General features: G+C 67.4%; 20 protein-coding genes. 8 read left to right on the forward strand and 12 right to left on the reverse strand.

Annotated features, from left to right (window positions below; translation table 11 throughout):
* Positions 1–114: 114 nt before the first annotated feature.
* Positions 115–324 carry a hypothetical protein gene (locus tag L3V85_RS12255; RefSeq protein ID WP_237679471.1) on the reverse strand — a complete coding sequence of 70 codons (210 nt, stop codon included), beginning with the start codon at positions 322–324 and terminating at the stop codon, positions 115–117.
* A 196-nt stretch (positions 325–520) separates the two neighbouring features.
* Here L3V85_RS12255 and L3V85_RS12260 point away from each other — a divergent pair, with 196 nt between their 5' ends.
* Both L3V85_RS12260 and L3V85_RS12265 read left to right on the forward strand, forming a co-directional pair.
* Positions 521–994 (forward strand): hypothetical protein, encoded by a 474-nt coding sequence (locus L3V85_RS12260; protein ID WP_237679472.1) that lies wholly within the window; start codon positions 521–523, stop codon positions 992–994.
* A 94-nt stretch (positions 995–1,088) separates the two neighbouring features.
* Complete coding sequence (locus tag L3V85_RS12265; protein ID WP_237679473.1) at positions 1,089–2,918, forward strand: bifunctional metallophosphatase/5'-nucleotidase; 1,830 nt, start codon at positions 1,089–1,091, stop codon at positions 2,916–2,918.
* Positions 2,919–3,002: 84 nt separating this feature from the next.
* Here the strand turns inward: L3V85_RS12265 and L3V85_RS12270 are convergent, their stop codons facing one another.
* The 5 genes from L3V85_RS12270 to L3V85_RS12290 all read right to left on the reverse strand — a co-directional run bounded on the left by L3V85_RS12270 (position 3,003) and on the right by L3V85_RS12290 (position 6,585).
* Entirely contained in the window at positions 3,003–4,304 is a 1,302-nt protein-coding gene (locus tag L3V85_RS12270; RefSeq protein WP_237679474.1) for a DUF418 domain-containing protein, read from the reverse strand.
* A 129-nt stretch (positions 4,305–4,433) separates the two neighbouring features.
* On the reverse strand, positions 4,434–4,793 hold the full coding sequence (locus L3V85_RS12275; RefSeq protein WP_237679475.1) for a hypothetical protein: 360 nt from the start codon (positions 4,791–4,793) through the stop codon (positions 4,434–4,436).
* A gap of 100 nt (positions 4,794–4,893) precedes the next feature.
* Positions 4,894–5,277, reverse strand: a complete 384-nt coding sequence (locus L3V85_RS12280; protein ID WP_237679476.1) for a roadblock/LC7 domain-containing protein — start codon at positions 5,275–5,277, stop codon at positions 4,894–4,896.
* Between the two features lie 28 nt (positions 5,278–5,305).
* Positions 5,306–5,830, reverse strand: coding sequence for a GTP-binding protein (locus L3V85_RS12285; protein WP_237679477.1), 525 nt, complete (start codon positions 5,828–5,830; stop codon positions 5,306–5,308).
* On the reverse strand, positions 5,827–6,585 hold the full coding sequence (locus L3V85_RS12290) for a hypothetical protein (protein ID WP_237679478.1): 759 nt from the start codon (positions 6,583–6,585) through the stop codon (positions 5,827–5,829). The genes L3V85_RS12285 and L3V85_RS12290 overlap by 4 nt, the downstream gene beginning before the upstream one ends.
* Before the next feature lie 370 nt (positions 6,586–6,955).
* Here L3V85_RS12290 and L3V85_RS12295 point away from each other — a divergent pair, with 370 nt between their 5' ends.
* A complete protein-coding gene (locus L3V85_RS12295) occupies positions 6,956–7,540 on the forward strand; it encodes a BPSL1445 family SYLF domain-containing lipoprotein (RefSeq protein ID WP_237679479.1) in 585 nt (194 codons plus the stop codon).
* A gap of 16 nt (positions 7,541–7,556) precedes the next feature.
* Here L3V85_RS12295 and L3V85_RS12300 read toward each other — a convergent pair whose 3' ends face one another.
* Together L3V85_RS12300 and L3V85_RS12305 are read right to left on the reverse strand one after the other, a co-directional pair.
* A complete protein-coding gene (locus tag L3V85_RS12300; RefSeq protein WP_237679480.1) occupies positions 7,557–8,399 on the reverse strand; it encodes a plasmid replication/partition related protein in 843 nt (280 codons plus the stop codon).
* A 30-nt stretch (positions 8,400–8,429) separates the two neighbouring features.
* Positions 8,430–9,245 (reverse strand): 4'-phosphopantetheinyl transferase family protein, encoded by an 816-nt coding sequence (locus L3V85_RS12305; RefSeq protein WP_237679481.1) that lies wholly within the window; start codon positions 9,243–9,245, stop codon positions 8,430–8,432.
* A gap of 163 nt (positions 9,246–9,408) precedes the next feature.
* On the opposite strand from L3V85_RS12305, the gene L3V85_RS12310 reads away from it, so the two are divergent.
* The gene (locus tag L3V85_RS12310; protein ID WP_237679482.1) at positions 9,409–10,185 is read left to right on the forward strand and encodes a siderophore-interacting protein; all 777 of its coding nucleotides are present in this window, start codon (positions 9,409–9,411) and stop codon (positions 10,183–10,185) included.
* A gap of 22 nt (positions 10,186–10,207) precedes the next feature.
* On the opposite strand, the gene L3V85_RS12315 is transcribed toward L3V85_RS12310, so the two are convergent.
* The 3 genes from L3V85_RS12315 to L3V85_RS12325 form a co-directional block, all read right to left on the reverse strand.
* Complete coding sequence (locus L3V85_RS12315; protein WP_237679483.1) at positions 10,208–10,861, reverse strand: TetR/AcrR family transcriptional regulator C-terminal domain-containing protein; 654 nt, start codon at positions 10,859–10,861, stop codon at positions 10,208–10,210.
* 72 nt (positions 10,862–10,933) lie between these two features.
* Complete coding sequence (locus tag L3V85_RS12320) at positions 10,934–11,638, reverse strand: glutathione S-transferase N-terminal domain-containing protein (RefSeq protein WP_237679484.1); 705 nt, start codon at positions 11,636–11,638, stop codon at positions 10,934–10,936.
* Positions 11,639–11,689: 51 nt separating this feature from the next.
* Positions 11,690–12,649 carry a TIGR03571 family LLM class oxidoreductase gene (locus L3V85_RS12325; RefSeq protein ID WP_237679485.1) on the reverse strand — a complete coding sequence of 320 codons (960 nt, stop codon included), beginning with the start codon at positions 12,647–12,649 and terminating at the stop codon, positions 11,690–11,692.
* Between the two features lie 191 nt (positions 12,650–12,840).
* On the opposite strand from L3V85_RS12325, the gene L3V85_RS12330 reads away from it, so the two are divergent.
* From L3V85_RS12330 to L3V85_RS12340, 3 genes are all read left to right on the forward strand, one after another.
* The gene (locus L3V85_RS12330; protein WP_237679486.1) at positions 12,841–14,160 is read left to right on the forward strand and encodes an MFS transporter; all 1,320 of its coding nucleotides are present in this window, start codon (positions 12,841–12,843) and stop codon (positions 14,158–14,160) included.
* Positions 14,161–14,170: 10 nt separating this feature from the next.
* Positions 14,171–15,577: an FAD-binding oxidoreductase gene (locus tag L3V85_RS12335; protein WP_237679487.1), complete on the forward strand. Its 1,407-nt coding sequence runs from the start codon at positions 14,171–14,173 to the stop codon at positions 15,575–15,577.
* Between the two features lie 90 nt (positions 15,578–15,667).
* Positions 15,668–16,642: a LysR substrate-binding domain-containing protein gene (locus L3V85_RS12340; RefSeq protein ID WP_237679488.1), complete on the forward strand. Its 975-nt coding sequence runs from the start codon at positions 15,668–15,670 to the stop codon at positions 16,640–16,642.
* Here L3V85_RS12340 and L3V85_RS12345 read toward each other — a convergent pair.
* A complete protein-coding gene (locus tag L3V85_RS12345; protein WP_237679489.1) occupies positions 16,639–17,334 on the reverse strand; it encodes a TetR/AcrR family transcriptional regulator in 696 nt (231 codons plus the stop codon). The genes L3V85_RS12340 and L3V85_RS12345 overlap by 4 nt on opposite strands.
* Before the next feature lie 204 nt (positions 17,335–17,538).
* Between L3V85_RS12345 and L3V85_RS12350 the strand changes: the two genes are divergently transcribed.
* The gene (locus L3V85_RS12350) at positions 17,539–18,342 is read left to right on the forward strand and encodes an SDR family NAD(P)-dependent oxidoreductase (protein ID WP_237679490.1); all 804 of its coding nucleotides are present in this window, start codon (positions 17,539–17,541) and stop codon (positions 18,340–18,342) included.
* The last annotated feature ends 26 nt before the right edge of the window (positions 18,343–18,368 follow it).

Genomic DNA, 18,368 nt, shown 5'->3' on the forward strand with positions numbered 1-18,368 from the left:
TTGGACGAGGTCAGGTGATGGGATGCGACGCGCAACAGAAGGCGCGTCGGCGAGGAGGGCGCTTGAAGGTCGCGAAAGGCAGCGCTCATGGGCGCTGCCTTACATAGGCTTAGCTCAATCGGGCTCGATCACGCCTTCGTCCAGATAGCGCTGGTACTCGGCAATCGGAATCGCCGTGGTCTGGGCGCTACCGCCGTCGCCCCAGCTCAGCACAGCGCTGTCGGGCGCCAGCAGGACCTCGATCGGCCCCTGGGGAATCAGGATCAAGGGTCCGTCGCCGGCCCTGTATTCGACATCTCCGGTGACTTTCGCGTTCGCTGGCATGTGGGCATTCCTCGGGCTAGGGTGGCGGATTTGCCAGCTTACAGCGCTTGCGTCGCGGCGGGGTCATCGCAGCGCGGCGAATCTTGTAGGCCTGACTGCCGTTTGCACAACTGGTCATATCGGCGTCATGCGCCGCATGGCACGCTCGCGCCCGTTTTCCAAATTTTCTTGTTGATAGAAGAGTCGAGAAAGTGCGATGAAGCCACTTCGTATCGTCGCAGTGCTGACCGCCGGGCTGCTGGCTGCCGCAGCGGTCGTGTTTGTCGCGTGGAACCCCGCAACCGAAAAAACTGTTGGCGCAAGCGAGGCCGCATCCGCACCGCTGCTCGAAATCCGCTGGCACGGCGGCGGCATCGTGCTGCAGGGCAAGGTGCGCGACGTGGCCACGCAGCAAGCGTTGGCGCAAGGTGCGGCCGCGCGACTGGGCGGCGAAACCGATCAGGTGACCGACTGGCTCGACATCACGCCCACCGGACTGGTCGTGGCCGACCCGGCGGCGCTCGCGCAACTCATCCGCTTAGGGCAGGAAGGCTGGCACCTGCAGCGGCGTCCTGCCGAGGCACGGCTCGCGGTGCAGTCACTCGCCGATGCGCGCAGCGCGCAGGCCCTGTCGCTGTTGCAAGCGGCCTTTGGCCCAGGCGTTCCGGCTCGCTTGATTCAGTTGCCCTGATTCATTTCGAAACCTTAACGAGACCGAAGGGATTCACGGCGCCGTCATGCGCCTTGCCCAGCATCCGCTGCATTCAAAACAGAGGAGAGGTGCCATGCAACCATCATTGAAACAGCTCGCCTTGGCGAGCGTCGTTCTTGCCACGCTGACCGCCTGCGGCGGCAGCAACAATTCGAACAGCGTCCTGCCGCTGCCCCCGCCCACGGCGTCCAACCCTCCGGCTCCCGCACCTGCCGTGCCCGGCACGGTGGACGTCAAGCTCATTGCCTTCAACGACCTGCACGGCAACCTCGAGCCGCCGAAGCTGACGATCTCAGCGCCCGCCAAGGGCGGCGGCACGGTGGCGGTGCCCGCCGGCGGCGCTGCCTACATGGCCTCGGCCATCGCCGCGCTCAAGGAGAAGAACCCGAACAACGCGGTGGTGTCGGCCGGCGACATGATCGGCGCGTCGCCGCTGGTGTCGGCGCTGTTCCTCGACGAGTCGACCATCGAAGCCGTGAACGCCATGAAGATCGACTTCAACGCGGTCGGCAACCACGAGTTCGACAAGGGCCAGACCGAGCTGCTGCGCATGAAGAACGGCGGCTGCGCGAAGAACACCGCGCTCGAGCCGTGCCGCGTCAACAAGAACTTTCCGGGCGCGAACTTCGGCTTCCTGGCGGCCAACACCGTGAAGAGCGACGGCAACACGCTGTTTCCCGCCACCGGCATGAAGACTTTCACCAAGGATGGCGCCACGGTCAAGGTGGCGTTCATCGGCATGACGCTCAAGGGCACGCCCAGCATCGTGACGCCAGCCGGCGTCGCGGGCCTGAGCTTCAAGGACGAGGCGGACACCGCCAACGCGCTGATTCCGCAGCTGAAGGCGCAGGGAGCCGATGCCATCGTGGTCGTGGTCCACGAGGGTGGCACCACCGGCGTGGGCTACAACGACAAGAGTTGCACGGGCCTGAACGGCGACATCCTGCCGATCCTCAACAAGCTCGATGCCGCGGTCGACGTAGTGATCTCGGGTCACACGCACCGTTCCTATGTGTGCGACTACAGCAAGACCAACCCAGCCAAGCCCTTCCTGCTGACCAGCGCCGGCCAGTACGGCACGCTGCTCACCGACATCAACCTGACGATCGACACCCGCACTCGCAAGGTCACGGCCAAGGCCGCCGACAACGTGATCGTGCAGGGCGAGGCGTACACCAGCGGCGCCACCACCTATGCGGTGACCGACCAGTACCCGGTGTTCGGCAAGAACCAGCAGGTGGCCGCGCTCATCAGCCAGTACCTCAGCATCGCTGCGCCGCTGGTGCAGCGCGTGGTGGGGCAACTCACGGCCACGGCCAATCGCACGCAGTCGCCATCGAAGGAAAACGTGCTGGGCAACATGATCGCCGACGCGCAACTGGCCGCGACCAAGGACGCCGGCAAGGGTGGCGCGCAGATCGCCTTCATGAATCCGGGCGGCGTGCGCGCCGACCTCGTGCCTGCCGCCGACAACAGCGTGACCTACGGCCAGATCTTCGCGGTGCAGCCCTTCGGCAACGGGCTGGTAGTGAAGACGATGACCGGCGCCCAGATTAGGGCAGTGCTGGAGCAGCAGTTCAACAGCGGTGCCAACACGACCGCCACGCCGAAGGTGCTGCTGCCGTCCGCCAGCTTCTCCTACACCTACAACCTCATCCAGCCCGCTGGATCGCGCATCACCAACATGGCACTCAACGGCACCGCGATGGCCGATGCCGCCACCTACCGTGTCACGATGAACAGCTTCCTGGCCACAGGCGGTGACAACTTCACAGCGTTCAACGAGGGCACGAATGCGCTCGGCGGCGACCAGGACGTGGACGCTCTCGAGGCCTACATCAAGGCCGGCAGCCCGTTGACGCCGCCAAGCGTTGGCCGCATTACCAACGCCACGCCTCCCTGACAGGTCCGCCCGCCGGGATAGATATCCCGTCAACGCATCGACGATCGCCGCCTCGATGGCGGCGGTCTCGATTGGCGAACGGCCTCAGGCCGTCGCGCACAGCCGCATCGGCTGCGGCTTGCCGTAGACCAGACTGCGCCACACCCACTCAGCAGGCCCGAAGCGGAAGCGGCCCAGCCACCAGCAACTGAACAGCGCCTGCAGCCCGAAGATCGCAAGACCTGCGAGCGCGACGCCCGCGAGTCCGAACTGCGGCCCCAGGCCCAGTCCGATGCCGTAGAACAGGCCAAGGCCGAGCAGCGTTTGCGCGAGGTAGTTGGTCAGTGCCATGCGTCCCATCGGTGCCAGCTTGCGCAGCCAGTGGCGCCACGCGGCCTGCTGGAAGAGCAGCACGAAGCCCGCCATGTAGAACACGCCCTGTGCCAGCGGCGCGATTTCCCGCAGCAGGCGCGTCGCGACGAGCCCCGCGCCATCTTGCAGCCATACGGCGACCACGCCCGTGCTGTTGTAGTCCCGCAGCACCAGCAGCACGCTCGCCACCACGCTCACACCGAAGCTGGCGCGCAGCAGCCGGACCCAGAACCGCCGGTGCGCCACCGATTCCTGCAGTACTCGCGTGCGGCCGATCGCCATGCCGATCAGCAGCCGGCCGAACACGAACAGCGGCAGCGACCACACGGCGATTCGCATGCGGATGTCGCGCGTCAGGTTGCCTTGCAGCATCGTTGCCCAGTCGCCGCTGACGAAGGCCGTCCACGCGGCGGCCGAAGCCTGCGGCCTGCTGAGTTGCTGCGGCAGCAGCCCCGGCAACACAGGCTGAAGCAACACGGGCAGCACCACCGCCACGCACACGCCGAGCACGGTCAGCGTGCGCGTCGACATCTTCGTGAATGCGAGCAGCAGCAGGCCGAACACCGCGTAGTAGCGCAGGATGTCGCCCCACCAGAAGAGATAGGCGTGCACGAGGCCGATCGCCAGCAGCACCAGCATGCGGCGCACGTACAGGCGCGTGCCGTCGGCCTTGTCCGCGAGCCGGCGGGTCTGCATCGCGAAGCCGACGCCGAAGAGCAGCGTGAACAGGGTGATCGACTTCGCGTCGACCAGCAGCTCCATCGCCAGTGCGATGGCGCGGTCCCATGCCGCGGTGGGTAGCGCGCCGCGTTGCGACTGGGTAATGAACTCGTACAGCGAGAAGCTGCGCAGGTTGACCAGCAGCACGCCGAAGAGCGCGAAGCCGCGCAGCGCGTCGAGCAGTTCAAGGCGCCGCGTGAGGGGCGCGGGCGCAGGTGCGTATGAGGTTCGCGCGCGCGCGGCGGCGGTGTTCGAATGGCTCAGGGAGCCGCCCGCGGCTGAATAGCGCGGCAGCCTTGCAGGATCGAATGTCATCGGAGTTCGCAGGGTCGGGTCGGGTGCCGGATGTCGGGCAGCCGCAATGAGCCGCCCGTGCCAGACCTGCGATGCTATGAATCAGCATTGCGCGAACATTGCGTGGTTCGGCGCATGCATGCGCCGCGCTCAGATGACGATGTTCTGCTCCACGTCCAGCGTCTTGCGTCGCGCCAGCGCGAGGTTCGACTTGGCCTTGTCCAGCACGAGGTAGACGAATAGCCCTTCCTTCTTCTGCATCGGCCGGATGATGTGGTACTGCCTGCCCAGCGTGATGAGGATGTCCTCGATGACGTCGTTCAAGCCCAGGTCGCGCATGGTGCGCAGCTTGGCGCGAACCACTTCGGTGTTGCCCGCCGCCGCCACTTCCAGGTCGACGCCCGAGCCGATCTGGCCCAGGATCATGCCGCTGCTGGAGTCGACCAGCGCCGCGCACAGCGCGCCGTCGCAGGTCATCAGGTCGTCCATGGATTGCTTGATATTTGCCATCGGAATCTTTCCTAGTACCTCGCCCCTGAAAGTCGGCAGCCACCCGGGCGAAGAGGTGGGCGGCTGCCGGAGTCGAACCGATGCGGCCGGACAGGGGCCCTCAGGCCTGTTGCAGCGACAGCGTTGCCTGCTTCGCGAAGTAGAGGACCTGGCCGATGATGGCGTCCTTGCCCGTGACGACGCTCACGATGAGCGCGATCTCCGGGTGGCGCGCCTGCAGCATCAGGATGTGGCCGTGCGTGGCTTCGATGGTCACGTTGTCGCAGGCGCCGAGGTTGCTTTCCTCGCCCGCAACGGCGCCCAGCGCCGCAAGCGAACTGGCAATGGCCGAGAGGCGGGCCACCTGCGCGGTGTTCTCCACGCGCGCGGCCAGCTCCATGCCGTCTTCGGTCGAGATCACCACCGCTTTCACGCCCTTGATCTCGCGCATCAGCGTGTCGATGGCGGATTCGGCGGCGAGCTTGATTCTTGGCGTTATTTGCATGAGTGCTCAGAAGTGGGAAGACAGGGGCTCAGGTCTCGAGTTGAAGCAGCAGCAGCTCCAGCAGCTCGACGACCTGTCGCGCGTCGGTGACGTTGGCGGGCAGCACCGGGCACAGCACGCCGCGGGCTTCCATGCGCTGCGCAAAGGCGTCGATGTCGGGCTTGGGATGCGCTTCCATGCGGCCCACCGCGACCACGCAGGCGGTCTTGGCGATCAGTTCGGCAAAGCCGTCGAGGTAGACGTCCAGGTCGGCCAGCGGATCGGGGCGGCTGTTGTCCACCAGGATCACCAGGCCGAGCGCGCCGCGCCCCAGGATGCGCCACATGAAGTCGAAGCGCATCTGGCCGGGCGTGCCGTACAGGCGCAGCTTCTCGCCGTTGTCCAGCGTGAGTTCGCCGTAGTCCAGCCCGACGGTGGTGGTGGCCTTGGCCACGGAGGTGTCGCTGTTGCGCACGTCGGTGCTGACGGGGGGGATCTCGCTCACGGCGCCGATGGCGGTTGTCTTGCCGGCGCCCATGGTGCCGGTGAAGAGGATCTTGTGTTCGACGGTCATTTGTGCCCGGTGGCGAGCAGGCCGAGGCGGCTGCGGATGCGTGCCAGCAGGCCGGGTTGCACGGTGTCGCGCGCCAGGGCCTGCGGGCGGCTGTCGACCGGCAGTACCGAATCGGGCGCGGACGGCGTGGACAGCATGATCGGCGCCGCGCCGACCGCGATGGCCGGGGGCGCGGGCTGGCGAGCGCTTTCGAGCAGCTCGGCACGGCGCAGGTCGGCGAGGAAGTCGAGGCAGTCCTGCGGCGCGAGGCCCGAGCGTTGCCGCAGCAGCAGCAGGGAAGTCGGCCGGCCGGTCATCAGCGTGGCCAGTCGAACGCGCGCAGGCGTCTCGAGCAGGGCGGCGGGCGGCCAGCGCAGCAGGCGGAATTCTTCGTTTTCGGCGATATGGCCGTCGGACGCCGCAAGGCCCAGGCCGCGTGCGTGGACGACCAATGCGCCGAGCCGGTTGAGCGTGTGCTCCAGCTCGTCCGCATGCAGCGGCAGCGGCAGGAAATGGCCGCCGCGCTGCGGGTCGGGCTGGCCGATGGCCAGGACCGGCACGGCCGCCGCCGGGTCATCGGTTGCGGTGGAGGCTTGCCCGCCCACCACCCGGAGGTCGGCCTGCCCGGCCTTCCAGGCCCAGTGCTGGTGGGTGCGGTGGTCCAGCAGGCGGACCAGTGACTTGAGGAGCAGCTCTTCCCGGGGCGGCAACCCCTCGACGCTGAAGCTCAGCAAGGCGCGTTGGCCTTTGGTCGCGGGGTTGGCGGCGGTCGTCATGGCTGGTGTGCGTGACGGTTGGGCGCCTCGAAGGAGGGCACCAATATGGGGCGAATATGCCGATCTGAATGCAACTTAGGCTCTTTGAAAAATTTCAATGGATGGAGCGCTGAGGGCGCCGGCCAAACTGAAGTCCAAGGTTGTATCAATCTGTGTGACGCTAAAAATATAACACCTGTTGCAAATAAAAACACAACATTACGGCCGAAGTTTTCGGCCGACCGAGCGGTCGTTCATCGACGCCGTGTCTTCGCGTAGGCCGATTCCTCAAGCCGGATTTGCCCCGGTTTTGCGGATTTAGCATGGGCGCACCTGCCGAGGGAGGCAGTGATTTCTTCGCAGATCCATGTTTTTTCCAAAGGAAGACGCCATGAACACCCTGAATCTCCGCACGCTCGCCGTCTCGTCCGCGGTTGCCTTGTGCAGCATCGCGTTTGTGGGTTGCACCACCACTAAGCCGCAGGACCAGGCCAGCAGCGCGTCCTCGCGCGCTTCGGTCGACGCACAGGTCGACGCCTCGCTGTCCAAGCTGTATGACTCCGTGAAGGGCTCGCGCGAGCTGGTCGCGCGCTCGAGCGGTGTGCTGGTGTTCCCCGCCGTGGTGGGGGCCAGCATGGGCGTGGGCGCCGAATATGGCCGTGGCGCGCTGCGCGTGAACGGGCGCACCCAGTCGTACTACAGCACGACCTCGGGCTCGCTCGGCTTCCAGGCCGGCGCGCAATCGAAGGCGGTGGTCTACGTGTTCACCACGCAGGCCGCGCTCGACAAGTTCCGCAACAGCAAGGGCTGGACGGCTGGCGCCGACGCCACCGTGGCCGCCGCGACCGTCGGTGCCAACGGCAGCATCGACACCAACACGCTGCGCCAGCCGGTGGTGGGCTTCGTGATGACCAACGTGGGGCTGGAAGCCGGCGTCTCGCTCTCGGGCGCGAAGATCACCGAGATCCAGCTGTAACCTGACCGCGCTCCGGTTACTGGCCGAGCCGCGCCTGCAGCTCGGCCACCTGCTTGCGCAGGGCGTCGTTCTCGGCGGTCAACTGCACGACGCGCTCCTTCAGCAGCTGCACCGTGTCGGCGTCGCTCGATGACTGATCGTCGCCGGCCGCGGCTTCCGCGGGCTCCTCGCGCGGTTTCTTTTTCGACTCTCGCACGCGTTTTGCCGCCTGCTTGAGTTCGTCCTTGCCGGCGTTCGCGGCGGACACCTGCTCTTCGGCCGGCAGGGTGGCCACTGCCGCGGCGGTGTTGATCGAAATCACGCCCGACTTCACCGCCGCCACCAGTTCAGGCGCCGCCTGCTTCTGGATTTTCTCGATCATCACGACCTGACTGCTGCTCAGCCGCGCGGCCCTGGCAATGGCTTCCCGGCTGTTCAGCGGGGCTGGCGGGGGCAGCGGGACGGCGCCGTCTTCGGCACTCGCGCCGGTTGGCGAGTCGACATCGAAGGGAGGATCGTCCGCCGATGTCGGCGCGGCAGAAGCCGAACGGGCGCGCTGCACGTCCACGATGTCTTTCTTGCGCAATGCGAGCACGCCGCGCAAAAAGTCCGAAATGCTGCGCCGGCCCAGGTGCTGGTCGATCATCCAGAGATGCACGTCGTCGATGGTCTTGAAGCGCGTGTTCTGCACCGTCTGGAACGGCAGGCCGTGCTTCTGGCAGATGCCGTAGCGGTTGTGGCCGTCGACCAGCACGTCACCCCACAGCACCAGCGCATCGCGGCAGCCCTCGGCCAGGATGCTTCGCTCCAGTGCTTCGTACTCCTCCGGCGTCAGTGGGTCGATATAGGCTTTGAGTTCTTCGTTGACGACGATGTTCATGGGTGCGGAGTCGGGGAGAGGGGCGGGATTTTAGATGCCCGCCGATTCGCCGCTGCGCTCCGGGTGGATTTCCAGGGGCAGCTCCCACTGCAGCGGTGCGATGTCCCGGCACACGATCCGCATGCCGGCACCGTTGCCGCCGGTGGCGGCGCAGACGGCCACGAGATGCTCGGGCGTGGGCCTCAGTTGCCAGAAATGCCGGTGCGGCGCGTCGTCGCCATGCGCGTTGCTGAAAAGCGCGAATCCGATGCGGTCGTCCGCCTCGTCCAGCGCGAAGCCGAAGCTGTCGAGCGGGATCTGCAGGCCCATGCCGCGTGCCTTGATGTAGCTCTCCTTCAAGGTCCACAACTCGAAGAAGCGGTGCGCTCGCCTTGAAGGCGGCAACGCGGCCAGCGCCTTTGCCTCGGCCGGCGAGAAGAAGTGGTCGGCAAGCTCGAGCGACGCGTTGCGGCCGAGGTGCTCCGCGTCGACACCCATTTCGAGATTTCGCGCGAGCGCCAGCACGATCAGCCCATCGGTGTGGCTCAGGTTGAAATCCAGGCCTTGGATGGCCTGCGTCATCGGGCCTCCAATGCGGGGGCGGCCGAAGGGGCCCTCCGCAAACCGCCAGTCCTGCGGCCGCACCGGCGCATAGCGCGAGAGCGCCGTGCGTACCAGCACCCGCGTCAGCAGGTGGCGATGCCGGTCGCGCGCGAAGTGGAAGCGTGCGGTCCGCGCGAGTTCATGGGGCTCCAGCAGCGCGCGGCACGCCGCTTCCAGCGCGGGATCGCCGGACTCGCCGTGACGGCAGAACCAGAGATGGATTTCGCCCGAAGGCAGGGGGAGAAGGGCGTCGGCTGCGGGCATGTGGGGGCCGATGATTGCATGAAGCGGACGAGCCCATCAGCATGGTCGCCCTGTCGGCGGGGTGGCTGCCTTCATGAAAGACTAACGTTGTTAGTTTATGATGAAGTTCAACCTACCATTGTTAGGTTGTCCGTGGCTGCACTCCAAGTTCAGAGGGTTCCTCATGTCTTCCTCCTTTGATTTCCAAGGGCCTGCCGGTGTCTCCGACACGCCGGTGGCCGACGCCGACCAGCCAGGCCTGGTCGAACGCGCTTTCACCCGCCTGTTTCTGCGCCCTGTGCGCGTCATCGCCAGCACCAGCCTTGCGACGCGCTTCCGGCTCATCGATCTTGAGTGCGTGGCGTTCGAGAGCCATCGCTGGTCGCCGGGCCAGAAGGTGCAGATCAAGATCGGCGGCGGCCTGGAGATGCGCACCTACACCCCCGTGCGCTGGGATGCCGCGCGCGGCGTCACGCGCATCGTGGCGTTCGCGCATGGCGAGGGCCCGGGCAGCGAGTGGGTGCACCGCGCGCGGCCGGGCGACGAGCGGCAGGTCTTCGGGCCGCGCCGTTCGCTGGCGATGGAGCCGCTGGCGGCATCGACGATCGTCTTCGGCGACGAGACCTCGTTCGGGCTGGCTGCATCGCTGTGCGGAAGAGACGCCAGCGCGCAGGGCGTGCGCGCCGTGTTCGAAGTGGGTGCCATCGCCGAATCGCGGCGGGTGCTGGACGCGCTCGGCATCCGGCCGTTGGCGCTGATGGAGCGCCGCACCGACGACTCGCATCTGCTGGAGCTGCTGTCCGCGATGGTGCCGCCCATGGACGGCAGCACGCACTACGTGCTGACGGGCAAGGCCTCGTCGATCAGGCAGATGAGCCGTGCGCTCAAGGCACAGGGCGTGGAGTCGAGGCGCATCAGGGCCAAGGCTTACTGGGCGCCCGGCAAGACCGGGCTGGACTGAAGAGCGGGCGCGGGCCCGGCTTTCATTTCTTCGGCTTCGCCGTCGCGGGCTCCGCCTCGATCTTCTTCGCCAGGCCGGCCACGATCACGTCGAGGCCGAGCGCGAAACGCTCTTCGAAGTCGGTGTTGAAGAGCGCCTCGGCGCAGGCGAAGACCGAAGGAAACTGCTGCTTCGTCTTCTCCAGCAGTTCGTCCTGGTTCTCCACCGCGTCGATGCCGGTGCCTGGGCCCAGTGCCTGCTCTTCCATCACGAAGCCCAGCACGTAATACATCATGCTGAATGAACCCCAGGCCGCCAGCTTGGGGCTCGCCCCCGCGCGCAGCAGCGGGCCGACCATCGCCTCGCCCACGCGCAGCGTGTTGTCGGAGGTGACGTAGGTGCCGCCGTAGACCCGCGCGCCGTCACGGTGCGAGAGCAGGCCCCGGCGCAGTTCCTGTCCCACGGTGCGCACGCACTCCTGCCAGGGCATGCCTTCGGTGGGGTTGCGCGCCACGCTTTCGACCAGCGCATCGGCCATGCCGTCGATCAGCGCCTTCTTGTTCGGGAAATGCCAGTAGAGGGAAGGGGCCTGCACCTGCAGCGCCTGGGCCAGCGCCCGCATCGTGAGGCCGTCGAGGCCGTTCTCGTCGAGCAGCACGAGGGCTGTCGCGATGATCTGGTCGCGCTGGAGTCGCATTGTTCTGATTCATCCCGGGGCTTGAGGCTAACGCTGTCAGTGTAGCCAGCCACCGGGAGCGCGCGGGCCGCTTCAGCCGCGCTTGGGAATGCCCAGTCCCTTGACGACGGCAGGCCTTGCGACGAAGGCTTCGAGCACGCGCGCGACGTTCGCGAAGTCCTTGAAGCCCACGAGCTCGCCGGCCTCGTAGAAGCCGACCAGATTGCGGATCCACGGGAAGGTGGCGATGTCTGCGATGGTGTAGCTGTCGCCCATGATCCATTCGCGGTTGGCGAGGTGCTTGTCGAGCACGCCGAGCAGGCGCTTCGATTCGCCCACGTAGCGGTCGCGCGGGCGCTTGTCTTCGTAGTCCTTGCCGGCAAACTTGTTGAAGAAGCCGAGCTGGCCGAACATCGGGCCGATGCCGCCCATCTGGAACATGACCCACTGCAGGGTCTGGTAGCGGCCGGCGGCGTCCTGCGGAATGAGCTTGCCGGTCTTCTCGGCCAGGTACACCAGGATCGCGCCCGACTCGAACAGCGCCAGCGGCTTGCCGCCAGGGCCATCGGGGTCGAGGATGGCGGGAATCTTGTTGTTCGGGTTGAGCGAGAGGAACTCCGGCGACATCTGGTCATTGGTCTCGAAGCTCACGAGGTGCGGCTCGTAGGGCAGGCCGGTTTCCTCCAGCATGATCGACACCTTCACGCCGTTGGGCGTGGGCAGCGAATACAGCTGCAGCCGCTCGGGGTGCTGCGCGGGCCATTTCTTCGTGATGGGGAAGCTGGAGAGATCGGTCATGGGTGGTGTCCTCGGGTTCGCGGAAACTGCAAGCGCCGGATTCTGCCCGGGTCAGGCCGCCGGCGTGCGCGCATGGCCTTGCAGCCGCGGCAGCACCTCGCGCCCCAGTTCGTCGACCACCTCCGCGGCGGGCCGGGGGCCGCGCACCACGTTCATCAGCACATGCGCCACACCGGCGTCTTCCATGCGGTCGAGGTAAGCCACCAGCGCATCGCGCCCGGTGCGCAGGCCGAGTTCGATGGGTTCGGCCGGCGCGGCCGGGTTCTCGAGCAGGTCGATCTGCAGCGACTGGATGAAGGGCTTGGCCTCGCTGCCCGCGCGCTCGCGCAGCGCGGTCTGCCACAGGCCGATGCGGCCCTGCTGGCGGGCCTCGTCGCGGTGGTAGGTGGCCCAGCCGTCGGCATGGGCGGCGGTCCATTGCAGCGACTGGCGCGCCGAGCCCACCACCAGCATGCCGATGCGTTCTGCGGGCGGTGCCATCAGGTCGTGGCCGCCGGTGGCCTCGCGCAGCGCGGCGCGCCCGGCCGCGTCGGGCGAGAGCGCCGAGCGCACCAGGCTCCAGCGCTCGCGAAAGGCGTCGCCGCGCAGCGCGATGTCTTGCCTGAAGATGGCGAACTCCGCCTCGCGGTCGCCCGAGCCGAGCCCGAAGATGAAGCGCTCGCCCGACAGCCGGTTCACCGACAGCGCCGACTTGGCCACGTGCAGCGGATGGCGCAGCGGCAGCACCGCCGCTGCCGTGCCCAGCGCGATGCGTCGCGTGGCGCCGGCCAGCATCGTGAGCCACGCGAAAGGCTCGTCGAGCACGGAGATCTCGTCGCCCTGCGGCACCATCACCGGCACGTCGCGCGTCCACAGCGCGGCGAAGCCGAGCCGGTCGGCGAGGGCGGCGATATCGCGCTCCGCCTCGGGGTCGGCCATCGCGCCGTTGGCACGGGCCACGGGCGTCATCAGGCCCAGGGTGAGTCGGCCGGCGAGCAGGGTCTGCCGGTAGGCGGCGTTGAAGGGAGGCATGGAGGGAAGACGCGAAGGCGCAGGTGAGGTTCTGAAAATGATCGCACGGGCAATCTCGTTCGGAGATGCGCCGATCTTTATTCCATATGAATCTTGCGCGTAAACCCGCTGCGGCGATGCTTGGGGCGCCCGCGACCATCGGCTGCAGGCAACACGAACGCAGACAGAAGCAAAGAAAGAGAGAAGCGCCCATGAGTTCCACCTCCACCGCGGCCCAGCCCTACGGCGGACACTTCGACAGCACCGCCGACGCGGTCTACGGCAAGGTCGGCTGGCGGCTGATTCCGCTGCTCTTTCTCTGCTACATCGTGGCCTACCTGGACCGCGTGAACGTCGGCTTCGCCAAGCTGCAGATGCAGGGCGACCTGCAGTTCAGCGAGGCGGTGTACGGGCTGGGCGCGGGCATCTTCTTCATCGGCTACTTCCTGTTCGAAGTGCCGAGCAACGTGGTGATGCACCGCGTGGGTGCGCGCCGCTGGATCGCCCGCATCATGATCACCTGGGGCGTACTGTCGGCCGCCACCATGTTCGTGAGCTCGCCGATGTCGTTCTACGTGATCCGCTTCCTGCTGGGCGCGGCCGAGGCGGGCTTCTTCCCCGGCATCATCATGTACCTGACCTACTGGTACCCGGCCGCGCGTCGCGGCAAGGCGACATCGCTGTTCCTGGCGGCGATTCCGTTCGCGGGCATCCTGGGCGGGCCGCTTTCGGGCTGGATCCTGCAGGGCATGAACGGCGTGCACGGCTGGGCCGGCTGGCAATGGCTGTTCCTGCTGCAGGGCCTGCCGACCGTGGCACTGGGGCTGGTCGTGTGGCGCTACCTCGACGACCGCGTGAAAGACGTGCAGTGGCTCACGCCCGCCGAGCGCGAGCTCATCGCGCGCGACATCGCCAGGGAAGACGCCGCGAAGGCGCAGCCGCGCATCCTCGGCGTGCTGGGCAACGGCCGCGTCTGGCTGCTGGCGCTGGTGTACTTCGCCTATACCTCGGGGCTGTACGGCATCTCGTTCTGGCTGCCGAGCATCATCAAGGCCATCGGCGTGACGGGCGCGCTCGACATCGGGCTGCTCAGCGCCATTCCGTGGACCTTCGGCGTGATCGCGATGTACTTCATGGCCCGCAGCGCCGACCGCCGGCTCGAATACCGCTGGCACAGCGCACTGGCGGCCGTCGTCGGCGCACTCGGCCTGGTGCTGAGCGTGATCTTCCACGGCAACACGACGCTCGCGATGGCCGGCCTCACGCTGGCCACCATGGGCATCATGTCGACCTTTCCGGTCTTCTGGGGCATGCCGACGGCGTTTCTGGGCGGTGCCGCCGCCGCGGCGGGCATCGCGCTCATCAACTCCTTCGGCAATCTCTCGGGCTTCAGCGCGCCGTTTCTCATCGGCCTGATCAAGGACGCGACGCGCAGCACCGATGCGGGGCTGTACATGCTCGCGGCGCTGCTGGTGACCGGCGCGGTGCTGGTGTTGTTCGTCAAGCCCGGCAGCGCTTCGGCGCGGCCCTGAAGGAGCCGGCATGGACACGGTCGTGAGTTCCTCCACCCGACGTTCTCCGTCGCCCGAATTGCTCGCGCTGCTGGAGCGCGAGTTCGCGGAGCGCTTTTCCATCAGCCGCGCCGTGCTGCAGCAGCACGGCACCGATGAATCGACCTACCCGCCGCAGCCGCCCGATGCGGTCGTGTTCGTCTGCAGCACCGAGGAAGCGGCCTTCGTGGTCCGGGCCTGCGCGAAGGAGCGCGTGCCGGTCATCGGCTTCGGCGTGGGCTCGTCGGTGGAGGGGCACCTGCTGGCGGTGCAGGGCGGCGTGTGCATCGACTTCTCGCGCATGAACAAAGTGCTGGCGATCCGTCCGGGCGACCTCACGGCCACGGTGGAAGCGGGTGTGACGCGCGGGCAGCTGAACGCGGCGCTGCAGGACACAGGCTTCTTCTTCTCGGTCGACCCCGGTGCCGATGCGTCCATCGGCGGCATGGTGGCCACGGCCGCGTCGGGCACCAACACCGTGCGCTACGGCACGATGCGCGACAACCTCGTGAGCCTCACGGTGATCACCGCCGACGGCAACGTGGTGCGCACCGCCTCGCGGGCGCGCAAGAGTTCGGCGGGCTACAACCTCACGCAGCTGTATTGCGGCTCCGAGGGCACGCTGGGGCTCATCACCGAGGCTACCGTTCGGCTGCATCCGCACCCCGAGGCGTATGCCGCCGCGGCGGTGAACTTTCCGTCTGTGCGCGCGGCGGTCGATTGCGTGATCGAGTCGATCCAGATGGGCGTGCCGCTCGCGCGCGCCGAGATGCTGGATGCGCTGACCATCCGCGCCGTGAATGCGCACAGCCACACCACGCTCGGCGAGAGCCCCACGCTGTTCCTGGAGTTCGGCGCGAGCCGCACGCAGATCGAGGAGCAGGCCGGCATCGTGCGCGAGATCGCGGCCGGCCACGGCGGCGGGGAGTTCCAGTGGGCCAACCGGCAGGAAGATCGCTCGCGCCTGTGGACGCCGCGCCACCACGCCTACTTCGCCTGCCTGCAGCTGAAGGCGGGCAGCCGCAGCCTGACGACCGACGCCTGCGTGCCGCTGTCGGCGCTGGCGCAGTGCATCGACGAGACGCAGGCAGACATTGCCGAGCACGGGCTGCTCGCGCCGGTGTTCGGCCATGTCGGCGACGGCAACTTTCATTGCCTGGTGCTGGTCGATCCGAACAGCGCAGAAGAAAACGAAGCCGCCGAGGCCTTCAGCCACCGGCTGGTGCAGCGCGCGCTGCGCCACGGCGGCACCTGCACCGGGGAGCACGGCGTGGGCATGCACAAGATGAAGTACCTGGCCGAGGAACATGGCGAGCACGGCGTGGCGCTGATGCGCTCGGTCAAGCAGGCGCTCGATCCGCACGACATCTTCAATCCCGGCAAGGTCGTCGGCGTTTGAGCGCGTGCGTCGCTGGGCCGGCGCATACCCCCGACCTAGAATGACCGGCCGCGCTCCGCATCTCCGCAGCGCGCGGCCGGAGATATGCGGATGGAATTGCGCCAGTTCAGGTATTTCGTTGCCATCGTGGACTGCGGCAGCCTGTCGCGCGCGGCGCAGCAACTCTTCATTGCACAGTCGGCCTTGAGCAAGCAGATGGCCGAGCTCGAATCGGAGCTGGGTACCCAGCTGCTGCTGCGCAGCCGCAACGGCGTGGCGATGACCGAGGCGGGCAAGGTGTTCTACGAATATGCGCAGGGCATCACCAAGCAGGTGAGCGACGCCAAGGCCGCGGTGCATGTCGCGTCCGATTCGGTGGTGGGCTCGGTGGTGGCGGCGCTGCCGCAGAGCGTGTCGCCCATGATCGCGCTGCCGCTCATGCGCGCGGCTGCCCGGCGCTACCCCGACGTGGTGCTGCACCTCAACGAGGAACTCACCGGCAACATGGCCGACCAGCTGCTGCGCGGGCGGGTCGACGTGGCGGTGTTCTCTCCGACCATGCCGGCGGAAGACATCGCCTTCACGCCGCTGGTGGAGGAAGACTTCGTGTTCCTCGAGTCGCCGCAGAGCCCGCACGCGCTGCCGCCCGGCGACGTGAGCATCGAGCAGGCCACGGCGCGTCCGCTGGTGTGGCCGGCCAATGCACACGGGCATTGCACGCGCTGGCTGGTGGACGGGGTGCTCGAGACGGCTGGTTATTCGCCGGCGCAGGTGGCGGCGGAGATCAATTCGGTCTACACGCTGAAGGCGGCGGTCGAGGCCGGGCTCGGGCCGACCATCATGCCGCTGGGCCTGGCGCAGCGCGAGGTGAAGGAGGGGCGGCTGGCGGCGCACCGCATCGCCTCGCCCGCGATGTTTCGCACACTGGGGCTGTGCGTGTCGGTGCACCTGCCGACGACCAACGCAAAGCGCGCGGTGTGCGCGCTGATCGCTGAGGTGATCCGCACGCTGTGCGAGAGCGGCGAGTGGCAGGGCGCGCGCTTCGTGGCGGGCGCTGCCGCCGCCGTGAAAAAGCCGAAGCCCTAAAGCGCCTTGGCGGTAGCGGCAGCGCGCTTGCGTGCCGCCGGCGCGGCCTTGGCGGGCAGCGAGAACAGCCGCACGATGGACTGCCGCACGTCGGCCTGCATCGCGGCCACGGCGCCGGCGTCGCCCGACAGGTGCTTGAGCAGCGCCTGCTGGAACAGCCCGTCGAACAGCGCATAGGTGGCCGAGGGCGTCATGCCGGGGTCTTCGCCCGACAGCTCCGCGAAGCGGCTCATGATGCGCCAGATCATGTCTTCCAGGCTCTTGTCGATCTGCACGACGTCGGAGCGGAATGCTTCCTCGAACAGCGCCTGCGAGCGCAGGTCATACCAGAGGCGGTGCACGTGCCCTTCGTCGCGCAGCGTGTCGGCCAGGCTCTGCAGGAAGCCTTCCATCAGCTCGTCGCAGGTGGTTGCGCTGTCGACCGCGTGGTCGTAGCGAGTGACGCAGCGCGCCTTGTACTGCTTGACGCTGCAGATGATCAGGTCGATCTTGTCGGTGAAGTAGTAGTGCAGCACGCCGTGCGAGAACTCGGAGTTCTGCGCGATCTCCCGCAGGCTGGTGCGCGCATAGCCCAGCGCCGCCAAGGTGGTGAGCGCGGCCTCGCCCAGTTCCGCGCGCCGCTCGGAGAACTTGTCGACCCTGGCCTTCGGCACCCGCTCCGTTTGCTTCTTTGTGCGTTGTTCTGTCGTCATTTCAAAACGGGCCGCATGCATGCCGGCCCCCTGTACCCGTGTTGATCGCAAACCATAGCACGCAAGCGGGAGAACCCGCATCCGGCGTGTCACGCATGCCATTCTATGGATTCTTGACACTCGTCAAATAAATCCTTGACATGCGTCAAGTCGATTTCTAGCATGGCCGCTCCATCTCACAAACATATCCACAGGAGACAAGTGATGGCCAAGTTCGACTTGAAAGGGCGCCGTGCGCTCGTGACGGGCGGTGCGCGCGGCATTGGCGCGAGCATTGCCGAAGCTCTGGCCGCGGCCGGGGCGTCCGTGATGATCGGCGACGTGCTCGCCGACCTGGGGCGAGAGACCGCCACCCGGCTTTCTTCCTCGGGCGCGACGGTGGGCTTCGTCCCGCTCGACGTCACGAAGGACGCCGACTGGGCCTCGGCCGCCGAGACCACGGTGAAGGAGCTGGGTGGCTTCGACATCCTCGTCAACAACGCGGGCATCGAGATCACCTCGCTGGTGGTCGACGTCGACGGCGACGACCTGCGCCGCATGCTCGACGTGAACGTGGCCGGCACGCTGCTCGGCATGAAGCACGCGTTCCGCGCGATGCGCCCCGGCGGCAGCGCGGGCGGCGGCGGGGCGGTGGTCAACATCGCTTCGGTCGCGGCGACCATCGCCTTTCCGGCCATCGCGGGCTACTCGGCCACCAAGTCGGCGGTCGACCGCGCCACCCGCGTGGCGGCCATGGAGTCCGGCAAGCTGGGCTACGGCGTGCGCGTGAACTGCATCTACCCCGGACTGGTGCCCACCGACATGGGCATGAAGCTGGCCCACGACATCGTCGCCGCCGGGCTCGCGCCCAGCGTCGAGGCGGCGGTGGGCGACGTGGTCGGCCAGACGCCGCTCGGGCGCCTGGGCGAAGTCGGCGACATGGCCGACGTGGTGGTCTTCCTCTGCTCCGACGCGGCCCGGTTCATCACCGGCGCCGGCATCGCGGTGGACGGCGGCATGGGCATGTGAACGGCACGACCTCAAGGAGACAAGAC

Origin of the sequence: Variovorax paradoxus, from assembly GCF_022009635.1 — a bacterium.
Classification (GTDB): domain Bacteria; phylum Pseudomonadota; class Gammaproteobacteria; order Burkholderiales; family Burkholderiaceae_C; genus Variovorax.